This window comes from Geitlerinema sp. CS-897, from assembly GCF_028368005.1.
Classification (GTDB): Bacteria; Cyanobacteriota; Cyanobacteriia; order Cyanobacteriales; family Geitlerinemataceae; genus Baaleninema; species Baaleninema simplex.
In genome coordinates this window covers 13,483-30,031 of the sequence record NZ_JAQNCQ010000093.1, presented here as the reverse complement: position 1 = coordinate 30,031, position 16,549 = coordinate 13,483, and the positions used below count along the sequence as shown (strand labels likewise).

Here is a 16,549-nt window from a genome sequence, read left to right as displayed (position 1 = left end):
AGGGATAGCGCAATTTACGCCTCGGCGTTTGACGTCAACAAGACCCCTTGACTGTCGTGCAACTCGAACGATCGCACGTCTTCAATTTCGACCCCTGGGGAGGCGATCGCCACCGTCGATTCGTCCCAATCCAACTGTAACCAATCCCCCAACGTCACCGTCAACGGTTCGCCGCCCATATGAACCACCATCGCCACCCGTTCCCCGTTGTCCGGGGCGGTTCGCATTCCGTAATACACCGTGCGCGTGTCCTCGTCGATGTGGTTGAAGCGATCGCGTCCGCCGCAATTGTGTCCCAACCACGGACGCTGTAACCGGAACTGACGCAACGCCAAGTTATACGCCGTCTGTTCCGGGTTCAAAAACTCCTCGTGCAGCCAGACGTTACAAATTTCGTGGGCGTCTTCCATGAACGCACGGGCGAAATCCTTCAATTTACCCACGTCTAACTCGGTCAAAATGGGTGACTTGTCGGGAACGTTGAGTTTTTGCAACTCTGCCGCCGATTTGCGTTCCGTCGCTTCGGCTTTCGCTTCCTCCGTTTCCGAAAACGCCCCCAAATGACGCTGACAAATCTGCGCCACTGCATCGAGATCGTAGTCGGTTTCTGCGATCGCGTCGTGGAGTCCCCGCATAAACTGACGCAACTCGCCCAACTTAGTGAATCCCATCTGTTTTAACCGGGGGAAAATACCCGCATTGGCGTACACCTCGGGTTCGACTTGCCAATCGAGAAATCCCGCTTCCTCGGCGACCACTTTCACCCCGTAGCGATCGTCCGTGTTGCGGAGAAAGCCCCAAGGTGCGCGCATCGTACAGTTGATAAAGTCCATCGGAAGACCGGGACTAAACCCATACACCAACATAGAAATTGCCGGATTGTCGTAGGCGTTGTTCAACACCTCTGGCAGCGTTTGCCCTAAATTCCAGTTCACGGGCAAACTGGGATCGACTTGCGTACCTCGGCGTAGGGTGTCGTGGTTGCCGCATCCGGTAATCCAGTTTTCCCCCACTTGCATAACCTCGCAGACGCGACGCCATTTCCGACTCCAGAACTTCGTCAGACTGGGGGTGTTGTGGGCGAAAATCAGCGGTCCCCACTGGAAACTCTCCGGCAAAAATTCGACAATGTCGCGATAGGTGGAAATCTCTTCCCAACCTTCGGCGGGCCAGGGTCGTCCGTCCTCGAAAATGGCGAAGGGATAGCGGCAACTGTCGCCGATTTCCTGGGGAACCCGTGCCATTTCCTGTAAATAGACATCGTCGTATTCGACGCGGCCGGACATAGGGTTGAAATATTTAAAATCCTGCGCCCCATCGACGCGGATACCGTCGATACCGGTGTTGGCTTTGCGTCGCTGCATTTCGAGTAAAATGGCGCGAACCACGGGGTTTTGATGGTTCACGTCCTGGCCGTACATATTCGGACCTTTGAGAAATCGTCCGTTGAGGAGGTTCAACGCCTGGTTGTCGGCATGGCCGTAGACGATATCGTAGATGACTTGAATCGGGCCGCTGTGGAAGTTGTGCAAGGTGGAGACGAATTCCACCACTTCGTCGGGACGCTGAGTTTCGAGAACGGCGGGATTGGTGGCCGCCATGCCGAAAATCACGATGTCGTATCCCCAGTTTTCTGTATCGGGTTTTTTGAGGGTGACGACGATTTCGTCGGTTTCGTATTCGATCGCTTCGCTGTCAGGGTCCATTTTCAAGCGATCTTCTTCGTCGCAGAGAAAAAAGCCTTTCCCATGGTCGCGATCGCCCAAATATTCGACCGTCGGCTCGATGGGTAACAGTTGTACCGCCTCGTACCCCACGTAATTCTGTTCGGCGGGGGTCAGATCTTCCCCCTTGGCGAGTTTGTCGGAAATCCGCTGGAACAGCCGCGTCAGCCCCGCTAAAGACCCTTCTGGAGAAGCGGTGTTAACGTGCAGTTGCAGGATGTTTTGGGGCGATTTGACGCGAACGGGGGTTCCGTCTTCGCTGGCGAAGTTGTGAAAATACCGTAAATCTTCCCGTTCTTGTTGCAGGCGATCGCGATCGTACAGTTCTGCTGGGGCGTACACGCCGTAAGGGAGGGAATCGGCGAGAAAATCTCCGATGGTGCGAATTTCGTTGTCGTAGTCGAGATATCGCAACCAATACAACGACCCGAATCGCTCTTTCGTTCCCGGTTGCATTCCCGTCAACACACCCCACATATACTCCCCTTGACGCTCGAGGTTGACGTACTCGCGACGGAATTTGACGGTTTGCAAGTCAGAAAAGGGATCGATCGGGTCGAGGGGGGTGAAGATTTCCAGGTAAATGTTTTTCGGTTGGATTTCACCAGGACTCAATTCGGGAACCCAAAACCCGATTTCAGTCAGTCCGTCGGAACGATACCACGCTCCTAATTTCGTCGCCAGGGTTTGGGCTTTGTGAAACAGGGTTTCATCGGACTTTTCGACGGATTCTGCCCAGTCGAGTAATTTTTGTGTTTCTTCTTCAACCAGTTTGATTTTTGATGCAGTGTTTACCGTCGCAACCATTAGAATTTCTCTCCTTTTAAAAAATCCCATCTCGAAATACCGCGATCGCTCCCATTTAAAACGGGCGCATCTCAAAAATGTAAATTTATCAGATTGCAGTCTCTGCAATGAATTGAGATGTTGTTGAGTTTTGCGATCGCTCCACCCAACCCAAACTCATATTTTTAGACGGAATCCGTTTCCGATAAGCTCGGTTTCAAGAAGTCTTCACCACATCCCCCCCGTTAGCTCCCCTTTCAAAGGGGGGTTGGCGGGATATAGGGGCTTGTCTGACTGGGGAAAACCAGTGTTTGAGTCCTCGACTTCGCTCGGACTCAACGCTGAACGGAGTCGAAGCGAGCGGAGTCGAAGCATTGAGATTCGGATTCCGTATTACATCCCTTGAGATGCACTCCACCGCTGTACTGCGAGACGTGCGTTCTTCTGTTGAAAATTGACCAAAAAACTAAGATTGAGTTCAGTTCGTGCGCTCGAAAAAAACCTACAGTTTACGGTTTTAATTAAGTGAAACCGTTACCGTTGTGATTTCTGGGGATTGTATTTAAACACCACTACACTCAACGGAGGCAAACACAAGTCTAAGGCAAGTTTCCATTTAGGATTCGACCAGTGAATCGACCATTTGCCGCCCATATTGCCCATATTGCTACCGCCGTAATTTTCCGCGTCGCTGTTGAAAATTTCGTCGTAAAATCCCGGTTGAGGAACGCCAACCCAGTAATTTTCTTTAGGAACGGGCGTAAAATTACACACTGTCACGACGAATTCTTGAGTGTATTTATCCTTCCGCAAAAACGAGACGATACTGTTATCGGCATCGTTACAATCGATCCACTCAAATCCTTCAAAAGAAAAGTCTTGCGTGTACAACGCCGGTTGACTGCGATACAACTGATTCAAATCGCAGAAAAACTGTTTGAGTTTCTGATGGGGTTCGTGGTTCAACAAATCCCAATCGAGATCGTCCCAAACGTTCCATTCGCGTCCTTGTCCGAACTCCATCCCCATAAACATGGTTTTCTTGCCGGGATGGGTAAACATATAGGCGAACAAACAACGCAAATTCGCGAATTTCTGCCAGTCGTCCCCCGGCATTTTGTCGAACAGGCTGCCCTTTCCGTGAACCACTTCGTCGTGAGACAACGCCAGCATGAAGTTTTCGCTGAACGCATACATCAAACTAAAGGTGACGTGGTTGTGGTGGTAGCGGCGATAGACGGGATCGATGCTGAAGTAATCCAGCATATCGTGCATCCAGCCCATGTTCCATTTGAAGTTAAAGCCCAAGCCGCCGAGATACGTGGGACGCGACACTAACGGCCAGGCTGTCGATTCTTCGGCGATCGATAGAATTCCGGGGTAGTAGCCGAAAATTAAATAGTTGAGTTGGCGTAGAAAATCCGCAGCTTCTAAGTTCTCGTTCCCACCGTATTTGTTGGGTATCCACTCGCCATCTTTGCGGTTGTAGTCGAGATACAACATCGAGGCGACGGCATCGACGCGAATTCCGTCGATGTGGTACTTGTCAAACCAAAACAGGGCGTTGGAAACGAGGAAGTTGCGGACTTCGTTGCGACCGTAGTTGAACACGTAAGTTCCCCATTCTTGATGTTCGCCTTGACGGGGATCGGCGTGTTCGTAGAGGTGCGTTCCGTCGAAGAAGGCTAAGCCGTGGTCGTCTTTGGGGAAGTGACCGGGAACCCAATCGACGATGACGCCGATGTCGTTTTGGTGGCACTGGTCTACAAAATACATGAAGTCTTCGGGACTTCCGTAGCGGGAGGAGGGGGAGAAGTACCCGGTGACTTGGTATCCCCAAGAGCCATCGAAGGGATGTTCGGCGACGGGCATCAGTTCGATGTGGGTGTAACCGAGTTCTTTGATGTAGGGAATCAGGCGATCGCCCAGTTCGCGATAGGTCAAAAAGCGACCTTCGGGTTTTTGGGAGACGCGGACGACTTTTCCGCTTTCGGGGGGATCGTCTGCACGGGTATGCAACCACGATCCGGCGTGCATTTCGTAGATGGAAACGGGGAGATCGTGAGGGTCGCTGTGACGTCGTTGTTCTAGCCAGTCGCGATCGCCCCATTGGTAGGTATCTAAGTCGGCGACGACGGAGGCGGTGTCGGGTCGCACTTCGCGATCGAATCCGTAAGGATCGGATTTGAGGTAAATGTGACCCTGGGGATTTTTGATTTCGTATTTGTAGAGGGTTCCCGGCTTCAGTTCGGGAACGAACAGTTCCCAGATGCCGTTTTGCGTCAGGCGCATTTGGTGTTCGCGGCCGTCCCAGTTGTTGAAGTCGCCCACGACGGAGACGTTGCGGGCGTTGGGGGCCCAAACGGCGAAGTATACACCCGCGATGCCGTCTACGGTGTCTAAGTGCGCCCCGAGTTTTTCGTAAATGCGGTGGTGGTTCCCTTCGCCAAACAGGAAAAAGTCAAAGTCGGTAAATCGAGGCGATCGAAAGGCATAGGGGTCGTAAAACACTCGTTCGCGATCGCCTTCTCTGACTTTGAGTTGGTAGTTCTTCAGTTCGGGAACGTCGATCGCACACTCGAAAAAGTTGGGGTGGTGAACGGCTTTCATGGGGTATTCTTGCCGTTCTTCGGGACGAACCACCCAGGCGGCTTCGGCTTTGGGCAGATAGGCCCGGACGACCCACTGGCTTTTTCCGTTGTCTGAGATTTTGTGCGATCCGAGGATTTCAAAGGGGTTGTGATGTTGGTTGTTGGCAATGCGATCGATCTGTTCGGTGGCAATGGAGGTCATAAAGGAAGATGACTCAGTTTGAGGTTTGCAAAGGAATGGCTTTTCAAAAACGAGCGATCGCCCGATGAATATCGCCAAAATTCAAAGGTTTTGGTGCGACCTTATCTCATCTTCGAGAGGTCGGTCGTCTGTCCCTAGGTAGAGTCTTGGGACGAGGCGGCGGCGTTTTCCCGTTCGATGCGATCGAAGACCGCTTCGACATCTTCGATGGTTTCTTCGGGAGTGCGTTCGGCCGATCGCTGCACGTAATTGATTTTCACTTCTTCGAGAAGGTCGGATAACAAGGTCTGCAATTCGTCTAAGGTCTTCTCGTCTTGAAGTTCTTGCCGCAACGCCACTTGAAATTCTTGGGTCAGTTCGTCGAAGCGTTCCCGTCCGATTTCGTCGGCGTAGGCGTTGGCTAAAGCGTCGCAGGTGGCGTTGGCCAGGTAGTTGGACAAGTTATCGATGGTGTCTTGAGGCAAATGTTGTAAGGCGGGAATGCGTTCGATGAGTTCGACGAACGCCGATTCGCGAAAGGCACTGTCGAGGGAATAGTGCAGCAGCGATCGCAGTTCCGGTTGTACTTCGGGTAAGACGCGATAAATGGTCAGTTGCAACAGGCGATCGGTAATGGTTTCTAGGGTATTGGCGTCGCCGACGCTAATGTAGGACGAGGGTTGCAAAATCGCCCGGGCCATGTCTCCTTCGGTAATTGCCTCCTGTGCCTGGTTTAACGTGCGAACGGTGACGAACTCCGACACGCGATCGGAGAGATACGCTGCCGGTTCGTAGGTAATCTGCGAGAGAATCCCTTCCATGTTCGCCACTTTCGACTGGTGCAGTCTTACGGCGACGGGGATAATTCGCAACCACCGCCAAATGGGAACCAGTAAAAACAGGTCGTACCAGCGTCGTAACATGGCGTCTCCCCAGCTTACACCGGGACGACGGCGAGAGACGAAAAAGGTCAACGCGAGGTATTCGATGGCGAAAAAGGCAATAAACCAAGCGTCGATGCGCCAGTACCAATCGACAGGTTGGCCGTAATCGTCGGTGGGGCGGTAATAGTTACCGTCGAGTAGGGGGGCGATGCGGGTTTGGAAAAATGCCAGTTCCGATCGCACGCCGTAAGTCTGGAGGTAGTCTGTCGTCCAAAAGCGACGCAAGGCTTGTTTGGCGGAATCGCTACCAACGCGATCGCTGACGCGTCGTTGTAGTTTGGCGAAGGTGGCGAATTTTCCCGATCCGGTAAAGGGGTTTTCGTCGATGAGGGCGTCACTTTGCGATCGCAACCCGGTTAGTAAGGCTTCGGTTTGTTGGGATTCGAGACCGGATTCGCCCACGCGATCGACGAGGCGATCGACGCTCTCGAGATATTTTTCGGTTTGAGGGTGGGGTTCGATGCCTTTGACGGGATCGTAAAGGGTCACGAGTTCGGGAACGTAGCGTAAATAGACGTCCCGCATGGTAATGTAACTGAGGTCGAACAATCCTAAAAACAGGTTGAACGCTGCGAGAATCGCCGTGAATTTCGCCCACCAAGCGATCCATTTTTTAGAGGGATATTTGAGGGTCTGTAGCATCGCAATAACGAGAATTTATGAAAGATTGGAGAATAGGATTTGAATGTAAACAAAATCGCTCAGACAACCCCTGTTTCTCTAATACCAAAGGAATAAGCTCAGCGGGAAAGCTGAGCTTGGGCTGTCAGATTCAGTTGATGGGTTTAGAACAAGCCAGGGCCTTTACCACGGCGGTCTTCTCCAACTTCGAGTTTGCCGTCTTCGTCGGTTTCGTTGACGGTTTCTACTTCTTCAGCCCGTTGCTGCTCGAGTGCTTCCTTTTTCTCGCGGCGATCGCCGGGAACTTCGTAATACATTTCCGGTTCGATGGCGTAGTTGTTCGCCAAGCCTTCGCGATCGACGGTGTAACCCTTAGTGGTGTCGATATGTCCTTCGCTGGGATCTTTGGCCGGTTCGGGAGTTTCTTGAAAGTTTTCACCTTCGCGTTTTAACCGTTCTCCGGTTTCGGTAGGAAGGATTTCGCGATCGTAATGTAGGTTTTCAGCGTCCGGTGTCGGTTTGATACTCATACTTTGGTCTCCTGATTTCGGTGGTTTACAAACAGAGCGGTTTCGTTCGATTCGCGATTGGAAGAGATTTTGAATTTCGTTCCAATGCGAGGCGTTGAGAACCCTCTTTAATTATTGATTGGTGTCAATGTCGGGAACGACATCGGGACGTTCTTTATCTTGCCAACCGGGAGGACGTTTGGAGTTATACCAGGCGATCGATCCTAACGCAGCGGCGGCAATGAATCCTACAACACCCACGGCAATTAAAGAAAGCGGGTATTGAAAGGCTTGTTGAGAGCCTTCAACTAATAAATACATACTCAAAGTGTTTTACCTCGCGTGTTTCTTTATCTTCACTTCTTACTTTAACGAAAACGGCAGTTGTCTTGCATCTATCTAGAAGTAGATTGTTTTGAGATGTTTGTGAATTTATCTAAAACTCTAGGTAGAGTCATCAATTGTTAGAGATTATCGGTTCGGTCGAGAGAATAAGCATTGAAAATTAGGGCTAACACCTAGGGGGCATCTCACTTTTGTAAAAATATGTATGAGTCTGGGGTAGGTTGGGTTTCGGCTTCGCTCAACCCAACAGCAGCTAAATCGAGGACTCAAGCTTGCCTCCGATCGATTTACATTTTTGAGATGCACTCAGCACTTAGCCCTAAATGTATTGATAGATGATAAATTTTCGATAGATTGAGTATTTGTGAAAATATTTCTATAAAATTATTTTAGGAATAAAGAGCAGCTATCGCTCGACCCCCCAGTTTCCCTCGGGAAACTGGGGAGTTCGGACGCTAAGCCGTTAGAGAGTACCGACTTCATTCCAACAACAAACGGTAATAAATCTGAAGCGATTACCGCACGCCGGTCGGCATTTCTTCACTGACGCTGGATTCGCGACCCGTTCCGTCTGCGGTAACAGATTCGCCGCCGAGGAAGGAACGCAGCATCCACGCCATCTCTTCGTGGTCTTCCATCAATCCAGTTAAGAAATCGGCGGTACCTTCGTCGTCAAATTCTTCAGAGCAGCGATCGATATGACCGCGCAAGTTGCGAATAATTTGCTCGTGGTCGTTCATCAAGCGTTCGACCATCTGATTGGCTGTCGGCACGTCGCCGGGATGTTCTTTAATCGACGACAGTTGTAAAAAGCCTTCGACGGTTCCGATGGGATAGCCACCCAACGCACGCACTCGTTCGGCACATTCGTCGATGCTTTCAGTCAGACTGGTATAGTGTTCTTCCCAAAGTTCGTGAAGCGTACGGAACTGAGGACCGACGACATCCCAGTGATATTTCTTCGTTTTGACTAACAGCAGGTATAAGTCCGCTAAGTCTTGATTGAGAAGTTCGATAACTCCTTTACGTTGGCGATCGGTTAATCCAATATTAATCGGACGCATACTATAAAAAACTCCTTTCGTTTCGCTTCACCTCTATTACAACAACGAGCGGGGGGTGCAGTCGTCTGTCAAACGACAGATTGTGCGATCGGGGCGACGTTCGATGGAAAGAGAACTGTCCTGTCTCGGCATTTTGGGCGATCGCACCCTCGACTCTCTCTCGAGTGGTAGATGACAAAATGGCAATTTCCGTCTAGGTTAGCGGTGCTTGTTAGGAAGAACGCCGCACGCTCTGCTGCGTTTTTTAAAGGAATCATCAAGATGACTGCATTAATTCAAGAAATTCAGTCCCGCCTGGTTAACCTCGTGGGACAGGCGATCGAACTGCTACCGGCGTTGCTGGTTGCAGCGGTCGTTTTGCTGCTGACTCGCTACGTTTCCCGTTTGGTACAGCGGCTGGTTTCGGCAACGGCGCGGCGCGTTCTCAAAAGTCGATCGCTCCAGTCGTTGACGGTACAAACGAGTTTCGTGGCGACGTGGGTGGCGGGAATTCTCGCGGCGGGAGTCATCGCGTTTCCCGGCTTGCGTGTTGGCGATCTCATCGCTCTGTTGGGGCTGAGTTCGGTGGCAGTTGGTTTTGCGTTTCAGGATATTTTCAAGAATTTTCTGGCGGGAATCTTACTGCTGTTACACGAACCCTTCCAACTCCACGATCAGATCGTAGTGGACGATTATGAAGGAACCGTGGAGGAAATTGCCATTCGTTCGACGCAAATTCGGACGTATCGCGGCGAACGCGTCGTCATTCCTAATTCTCTGGTATTTACGAGTCCGGTACAGGTGCTGACGGCTTTGTCTCACCGCCGCACGGATTTATCGATCGGGGTGGACTATAACACGCCACTTCCCAAGGCTAGAGAGGTTTTCTATGAAGCCCTCCAGGGAGTCGAGGGGGTTCTTGCAGAACCGGAAATTGAAGTGGACGTGGTGAGTTTTGGCGATAGTTCGATCGATTTGGTGGTGCGTTATTGGACGTATCCCGAACGCGCGACAGTCCGGCGCACGCAAACTCAGGTCGTGATGGCACTGAAGGCTGCCTGCGATCGCGCGGACATTAGCATTCCCTATCCCATTCGCACGGTCTATCATTTCGACCAGCGTGAATTTGCTGATTTTATGCCGCTTTCTGCCGATCGCAACGGGAATTAGAGGTTCTTTCTGCTTTCAGTTCTCTAGCGCTTTCTTTCAACGTCCGATCGACCGAGGTGCGATCGGGCGTTTTTTTCTATCCTCGACGAGGGACACTCGTGAAGGTTGTCGAAAATAGAATTTTATAAATAGTTAAGATTTAAAATCTCGATGGTTTTAGAAAAACTTTAGATTCCAACGACGATATCGATACGAGATCGGTATGACTTCACTAGAACTTTGTAATCTTCGTGCAAATGCCATCGATCGCGTTTTTGAAAAAAACGATCGCAACTCTACCGAGCGATAGGCAGAAATACGACGGATACTCGTTACACTAAACGTAGTTCGGGACAGGTTCGTTGCTTTCCACTGTCCGAGCTATATTTTTGTTATCGCTTTATTTTCGATAAGTGACACCATCGTATTCTAAGGAGGAATTTCATCATGACACGAGGATCTCGACTCCTCGAGACATCTGATACTGCCTACAGCACAGCAGACGAGACCGCCGATACGAACTCGTCCTCGATCGAGTACCATCACCTCAAACATCGCGTTCTCGGGCGTCACGCGGCTCGTTTCGTCACGAAACCTGACGGAACTCTTCTCATCGCACCGGGACAAGAAGTGACGGAAACGATTTTGGAAACCGCCGAGCGCTGGCAGATACTCGACGATCTGCTCGGCGAGATCGAAGGATTTTCACTACCGTTAGGCCAGAAGCACGATTCTAAAACGCCTCACCTTTCAACCTCGATCGCCCGAAGTACGATTGCATAGGTTGTGAGCCGAGGTCGGGAAACGGCTAATCTACTGTTTCTCGACCCCGACTTTCAATTATTTGACTTTGGCAGTTGCGCGGCGAAACATCGTCTTGCGAATCAAAGCCAGCAATAGATAAACACTGCTAACGTAGGCGATCGCTAATGTTAAAGTCATCCAATACATAACACCAATTCCAAACCCTCCAATTTGATTAAAGCATTTTTCTTCAAAGGTGAAAATACAACAAATTAATTCTTTTTTAAAAGCTCTCAATGACCTGTGAAATAAGCAACACAGGATTTATAGATAAGTATTTTGTTAGTACAGTTAATTTACGTTTTACAGACGAAACGCTCGAGGCGTTACGGCCGGGGGGCTAAGGAGATCGAACACGATCGACAAGGCCGAACTGAGACCCGAGATCGAGAATTCGCTTCGCCCATTCAAAACCGTCAGCACCCATTACTCCTGAAGCGATCGCACCTTGCGTCCGAAGACGAACAGTCCCAAAACTAGCCAAAACACCAACAGTCCCCCCGCCAGCACCAAAACCCCGGTCGCTCCGAACTGAACGATGAGAACTGGAGCCGCCGCCGTAAACAACCCTCCACCGACGATCGGCTCGAAAAATAATTGCTTGTAAGCAAAACTTTCAAACGCCCCCGAGCGGTTGTGAGGGTCTACCATCCGAAGTAACAAAATTCCCGTGGCCGTCACGCCCATCGACTGACCCATATCTCCCAATCCCCGCTCGAACCAAAACGTCGGTAACATACGCGGGGCTAAAAATACGAAGGCTAGGACGTTCCAAGCAATCCCTGCCAACGCCAGCACGGTAAACGGCACCACGTTCGCCCCTAATGCCGTCAGGGAAATCGAGGCCAACGCCGTAACGATCGTCACGTCCAACGCCACCCCAGCGATACGTTCCATCAGCGATCGCATCACTAACGGCGTTAAACGCAACCGCGCCAACATCCCCTGTACGGCGATTCCTCCCAACAACGCCATCGGAAACAGGGGAACGTAGCCCACGATCGTCAAACCGTTCTGTCCCCAGGTGGCCGCTTCGATCGCTTTCAGAAATTCCAACATCAACCAACCGATGGCGATCGCCAACCCCACAAATCCCAAATTCAGCGAAATCGGATCGATGAGTAAATCCTGAGTCAACCGTTTTCGAGCCGCCACGATATCCGGGTTTTCCCGGCGAGCGATTTCGGTTTCGTAAGGTTCCTCCACCGAAGCCGGTTCCAGTCTCGCCGAGGCCACCCATCCCCGACGGCGTCCCCAGTTGGCTAACAAAATTCCCGATACGATTCCCGACACGATTCCTATCGTCGCCAATCCGAGAGCTAAATCGCCCCCCTCGGGAAATCCCAACTCCACAAAGGTTTCAGCCATCCCCGCCGCCGTTCCGTGACCCCCTTCAAAGGCAATTTCAATTAACGCCCCCGCGATCGGAGACATTCCGAAGATCGGCGTCAACAAAAACAGCGTCAAAACCAATCCCACCACGTACTGACCCCAGGCGAGACTCTGTCCGAACGCTACCTGTGGTGCAGCTTTGCGCCAAATGTCCCGAGGACTGGGAAGCGTTTCCCCCAAAAATAACGCCGCGAAGACGACGTTGATAAAGACACCGGGAGACTGACTCCAAACGTTGCGAACGTCTTCGGAAAACAAGCCCCCGCCGAGTAGCGAATCGGGATCGAACCATTGTCCGAGAACTTGCGGCCCGAGCAGCAACGCCAACACCCCCGCAACGATCGAACTGGGGATGTAGAGTATTCGCAAGATCTTCAGCTTTTGGCGGATCGAGCGTCCGGCGAGAATTAAAAGCCCCACGATGACAAAGGCGAAAAACGCATCTTGGAGATCGAAGGTGGGATTTCCTCGAGCGATCGCCGCTACGAGGTTCCACGTACCGAGGGAAAACGGGGACACGAGCATAGGGGTTCGGTGAATCCATCGCGGTTCGTCTTCTCTCCAGCTTAAACTGCTGGGTGTCTCGCTCGGGAAATCGAGAGAGTCAACAACCCCGCTTGAATCGAAGATTACAAGCGGGGCTTGGTTCTGCCGTCCACCGCAGTTCAGCAAAGCGAGAAAGCCTTGCTGCTTTGGTTTCATCCGACGAACCATCCGGGACGGCTGACAAGCGCCCCGTGCTTGCCCAGTCTTGCCGGACAAGCAACGTTCTCAGGGCCACATTTCTCGCCCCCACTAAATCGGCATGGAGTTCTTTGCCGCAGTTTTCACACCGGAAAATCAACCCTTTATTGGGGCGATTGTTGCTAGAGGTATGTCCGCAGCACACGCACGACTGAGAGGTGTAGTCAGCATCGACCTTAATCGCCAACGAACCCTTGAGAATGGCTTTGTAGTCTACGAACTGATGCAGTTCGGCAAACGACCACTTTGCCTGTCTGTGGTTGGCTTGACGTTGGCGAGATGATGCCGATTTTCCCTTACGTCTCGGCTGAGTTCGTTCCCGGATGTGGGTCAAATCCTCCAAGCCGATGAGAGTGGCGGGAGTGGCAATTTGTTGGGCAATGCAGTGGTTTCTCTCGGCGATAAACCGTCTCTCTCGTCCCGACAACGCGACCAGTCGCCGCTTGGCCGAACGAGTGCCTTTACGCTGCAAGGACTTTCTAGCTCTTTGATAAGCTGCTGCCTTGTGAACCGACTGTTTGCCGTTATAGAAATGGGTTCGATTGTTAGTATCGGTGGTAACTGCCAGATAACGCTGTCCCACGTCTACGCCCACCACGCGCTTAATGTCTTCGGGTTGGATGTCGGGGATTTCCAGTTCTAAGCTCACCAGAAGATAATAGGTTTGGCTCGAGCGAGCATAGTAGATTTTTGCCGCTCCAATTTTGGCAGATCCCGAACGAATCAGTTGGACGTGCTTGTGGTAGCCGTGGTAGGGAACCTTAATCCGTCCTTGTAAGGTGACAATGCTAACGCCTGGCTTGACGAAAGAGTAGTCCCGTCCGTAATTCAGAGTGCAGGTGCGGGAAACAAACTTGGGCGGCTTCTCTAGCCCCCTATATCGTTTTTGGGTTTTCCCCTCCTTGCGATGGGCGGCGTTCTGTTTGGCTTTCGTTTTTAGTCCTTTGTAGGTGCTGGCCACCTGACGAGGGACATTACACGCCATTTGAGACGGAAGCCCGTACCGCTGCCTGAGATCGGTATAGACCAGTTTTTGCAGCTTGTACCCACTGTCAAGTTGGCCGTTCGCGAAGGCCACTTGCGAAGTGTAGTTCAAACTGTCCCGATACGCCAAACAGACCTGTCTTAAAAGCGCTTTCTGCTCCTGAGACAGGTCGAGTTTGAGTTTGGCTGTTAGGACTTGCTGCATGACTCGAGAGTTTCACCTATTGGCAATTATAACCTTGGTTTGTGAAACTTTTCACGGGGGAGCGACAATTCCTCCCTCGCTCGAACGCGGAGATTTCAAGCGGGGAATCCTTGTCGGTTTTGTTGAAGAGAGTCCTCATTCGCTCGTCGAGCCTTCATGCTGCATGCTGTCCCCTACTCGGACGAACGCTCGTCTTTAACTCTCAAGGCAGTTGAAAAGCTACGACTCTCGTTGAATTGACAAAATATAAAGACTTTGTTAATAGGATTGGTTTTCACGAAATCGATCCATAAGTAAATCGAGGTTGAATTAGGAATAGTTATAATAAATTTCGTTGCGATCGCCCTCGATCGAGGGGTTGCATCATCCGTTTTTTCCCGTACTATCAGAGATAGTAGATACCTAACAGCGACCGATCGGCGATAAAAACGTCGATTTTTGCGATTAGGAAAGCTTATAGTCTGGAGACAATAATCACATGGCAACTTACAAAGTTACCCTCATTAACGAAGACGAAGGTCTCAACGCTACAATCGACGTTCCCGAAGATGAGTACATCCTCGACGTAGCCGAAGAACAAGGCATCGATCTACCCTACTCCTGCCGTGCGGGTGCTTGCTCGACTTGCGCCGGTAAAATCACTGAAGGTTCGATCGACCAATCCGACCAATCCTTCTTGGACGACGATCAAATCGAAGCCGGTTACATCTTAACCTGTGTGGCTTATCCCACCTCGGACTGCACCATCGTCACCCACCAAGAAGAAGCTCTCTACTAAAATCCCAGTTTGGCTGAAGCAGTTCGATAAGCGCTCGCTTCGCCGAGTTGGATAAAACGAGAAATTTGTGAGTCCGTCTGGAGGTTGCGAACTTTCGGGCGGATTTCGCGTTGTGGCGATGGTTGGGGCGATCGCGTTCGAGCTACACTACAGTTGAGGCTTTCTTGCCAATCTCTCCAATTTTCGATGCGATCGGGTCGTCTCCACATCTAGCTGTTTTGCACGGAGTTTTTCGTATCTCCGTTTCTCCTCATCCTTCTGGCGTCGTCGAACCCCTATCCCAAAGTGGTATGCCAAAAGTTAGCGTCTGTATCCCCACCTACAACCGCGCTCGTTACCTGACCTACGCGGTCAACAGCGTTCTCGCCCAGACTTATACTGATTTCGAGTTGATTGTTTGTGACGACGCGTCGACAGACAACACCCCCGAAGTGGTCGCACAGTGGGACGACCCCCGCATTCGCTACATCCGCCACCCTCAGAACATCCGGCGCAGTCCTAATATGCGATCGGGATACGAGGCCGCCACGGGAGACTACTTCATTAAATTCGACGACGACGACGCACTCTGTCGGGAATTCCTTGAGAAAACCGTCGCCGTTCTCGAAACTCGTCCCGACATCGACTTCGTGTGTACAAATCACTGGATTATCGACGCCAACAGTCGGCGAGACGAGCGAACGACGCAGGAAAACGCCGCCAGATGGGGAAAAGATAAAATTCCCGAGGGGAAAATTGCCGATTTAACGTTACAGACGTTTCACCATCAAAGCTTACAAATCGGTTCGACGCTGTTTCGTCTCGAGGCGTTGCGAGCGGTGGATTTTATGCGGACGTTTCCCCCCGAGGCTGACGGCTGCGAAGATTTCGATTTACTCGTCCGGTTGGCCTTGGCGGGAAAGCAGGGGTACTATATTCCCGAATATTTAATGGAGTACCGCATTCACGGCGGACAACAAACTCGCCCCGAGCAGAACCTGCGCTTTCTCAACGCCAAAGTCATCTGTCTCGACAGTTATCGATTCGACGACGCGGAGTTAGAACAGTTGCGGCGTCAAAAACTGGCGGGAACTCAGGAAGCTTTGGGGTTGCGATATATCGAAACCGGAGACGCGACTCGGGGACGCGCTTTGTTAAAGCAAGCGATCGCGGTCGGCGGTGGGTCGAAAAAAGCGCGATTGGGGCTGGGGTTGTCGTATCTTCCCTCGAGCGTGCGGAAGTTGGCGTTTCAACTGTTTCGACGGGTGCGATCGCCCGATTATTCAGAACGGGTGCGACAACAGACGGCGAGTTAGGAAAATCGGACGACTCGTTACAATGAAATATCGATGTATTGGCAGGCAGAGATGAAAACGCCGAACGTGTTAGACGAAAAATCGATCGGGCTGGGATTTCGCGCCCTGTCGGATTCCCTGCGATTGCAAATTCTCGATTTGCTGTGCGATCGCGAACATTGCGTCTGCGAACTGTGCGATCTCCTCGATACGCCTCAATCGAAACTGTCGTTTCACCTGAAAGTTTTACGCGACGCTAAGTTAGTTTCTCCTCGTCAGGAAGGGCGTTGGGTGTATTACAGCCTTAATTTTTCTCAACTTACCGCCTTAGAACAGTATCTCGGAAAATTTCAGCGATCGACTGTCCGACGTCCTGCTCCCCCTTGCTGTCCTTGACGATCGCACGTTGTCAAACCCTGCGTTTCTTCAACTGCGTTGACACCCTAAAATTCCAGACGCGCCCCGTTCCTCTCCC

The 16,549-nt window shown here is 51.4% G+C and carries 14 protein-coding genes; 5 read left to right on the top strand and 9 right to left on the bottom strand.

Going from position 1 to position 16,549, the window contains the following annotated elements; all coding sequences use genetic code 11:
• Positions 1-14: 14 nt before the first annotated feature.
• From gghA to POG22_RS05320, 6 genes are all read right to left on the bottom strand, one after another.
• Complete coding sequence (gghA, locus tag POG22_RS05345) at positions 15-2,531, bottom strand: glucosylglycerol hydrolase (protein ID WP_498904022.1); 2,517 nt, start codon at positions 2,529-2,531, stop codon at positions 15-17.
• Between the two features lie 513 nt (positions 2,532-3,044).
• A complete protein-coding gene (gene glgB, locus POG22_RS05340; RefSeq protein ID WP_498904021.1) occupies positions 3,045-5,303 on the bottom strand; it encodes a 1,4-alpha-glucan branching protein GlgB in 2,259 nt (752 codons plus the stop codon).
• Between the two features lie 134 nt (positions 5,304-5,437).
• A complete protein-coding gene (locus tag POG22_RS05335) occupies positions 5,438-6,868 on the bottom strand; it encodes a hypothetical protein (protein WP_498904020.1) in 1,431 nt (476 codons plus the stop codon).
• 143 nt (positions 6,869-7,011) lie between these two features.
• Entirely contained in the window at positions 7,012-7,377 is a 366-nt protein-coding gene (locus tag POG22_RS05330; protein ID WP_026097802.1) for a hypothetical protein, read from the bottom strand.
• Positions 7,378-7,488: 111 nt separating this feature from the next.
• Positions 7,489-7,677 carry a photosystem II assembly protein Psb35 gene (psb35, locus tag POG22_RS05325; RefSeq protein ID WP_498904043.1) on the bottom strand — a complete coding sequence of 63 codons (189 nt, stop codon included), beginning with the start codon at positions 7,675-7,677 and terminating at the stop codon, positions 7,489-7,491.
• A gap of 539 nt (positions 7,678-8,216) precedes the next feature.
• A complete protein-coding gene (locus POG22_RS05320) occupies positions 8,217-8,765 on the bottom strand; it encodes a Dps family protein (RefSeq protein WP_017662139.1) in 549 nt (182 codons plus the stop codon).
• 261 nt (positions 8,766-9,026) lie between these two features.
• On the opposite strand from POG22_RS05320, the gene POG22_RS05315 reads away from it, so the two are divergent.
• Both POG22_RS05315 and POG22_RS05310 read left to right on the top strand, forming a co-directional pair.
• Positions 9,027-9,914: a mechanosensitive ion channel family protein gene (locus tag POG22_RS05315; RefSeq protein WP_017662140.1), complete on the top strand. Its 888-nt coding sequence runs from the start codon at positions 9,027-9,029 to the stop codon at positions 9,912-9,914.
• A 426-nt stretch (positions 9,915-10,340) separates the two neighbouring features.
• Entirely contained in the window at positions 10,341-10,676 is a 336-nt protein-coding gene (locus POG22_RS05310; RefSeq protein WP_498904018.1) for a hypothetical protein, read from the top strand.
• Positions 10,677-11,123: 447 nt separating this feature from the next.
• On the opposite strand, the gene POG22_RS05305 is transcribed toward POG22_RS05310, so the two are convergent.
• Both POG22_RS05305 and POG22_RS05300 read right to left on the bottom strand, forming a co-directional pair.
• On the bottom strand, positions 11,124-12,614 hold the full coding sequence (locus POG22_RS05305; protein ID WP_498904016.1) for a sodium/glutamate symporter: 1,491 nt from the start codon (positions 12,612-12,614) through the stop codon (positions 11,124-11,126).
• A gap of 79 nt (positions 12,615-12,693) precedes the next feature.
• Positions 12,694-14,022: an RNA-guided endonuclease InsQ/TnpB family protein gene (locus POG22_RS05300; protein ID WP_498904014.1), complete on the bottom strand. Its 1,329-nt coding sequence runs from the start codon at positions 14,020-14,022 to the stop codon at positions 12,694-12,696.
• Positions 14,023-14,500: 478 nt separating this feature from the next.
• Between POG22_RS05300 and POG22_RS05295 the strand changes: the two genes are divergently transcribed.
• The gene (locus POG22_RS05295) at positions 14,501-14,800 is read left to right on the top strand and encodes a ferredoxin (protein ID WP_498904012.1); all 300 of its coding nucleotides are present in this window, start codon (positions 14,501-14,503) and stop codon (positions 14,798-14,800) included.
• Here the strand turns inward: POG22_RS05295 and POG22_RS05290 are convergent.
• Entirely contained in the window at positions 14,797-15,009 is a 213-nt protein-coding gene (locus tag POG22_RS05290; protein ID WP_017662145.1) for a hypothetical protein, read from the bottom strand. The two genes, POG22_RS05295 and POG22_RS05290, sit on opposite strands and share 4 nt — an antisense overlap.
• 81 nt (positions 15,010-15,090) lie before the next feature.
• On the opposite strand from POG22_RS05290, the gene POG22_RS05285 reads away from it, so the two are divergent.
• Positions 15,091-16,095, top strand: coding sequence for a glycosyltransferase family 2 protein (locus tag POG22_RS05285; protein ID WP_026097803.1), 1,005 nt, complete (start codon positions 15,091-15,093; stop codon positions 16,093-16,095).
• Positions 16,096-16,146: 51 nt separating this feature from the next.
• On the top strand, positions 16,147-16,470 hold the full coding sequence (locus POG22_RS05280; protein ID WP_498904042.1) for an ArsR/SmtB family transcription factor: 324 nt from the start codon (positions 16,147-16,149) through the stop codon (positions 16,468-16,470).
• The last annotated feature ends 79 nt before the right edge of the window (positions 16,471-16,549 follow it).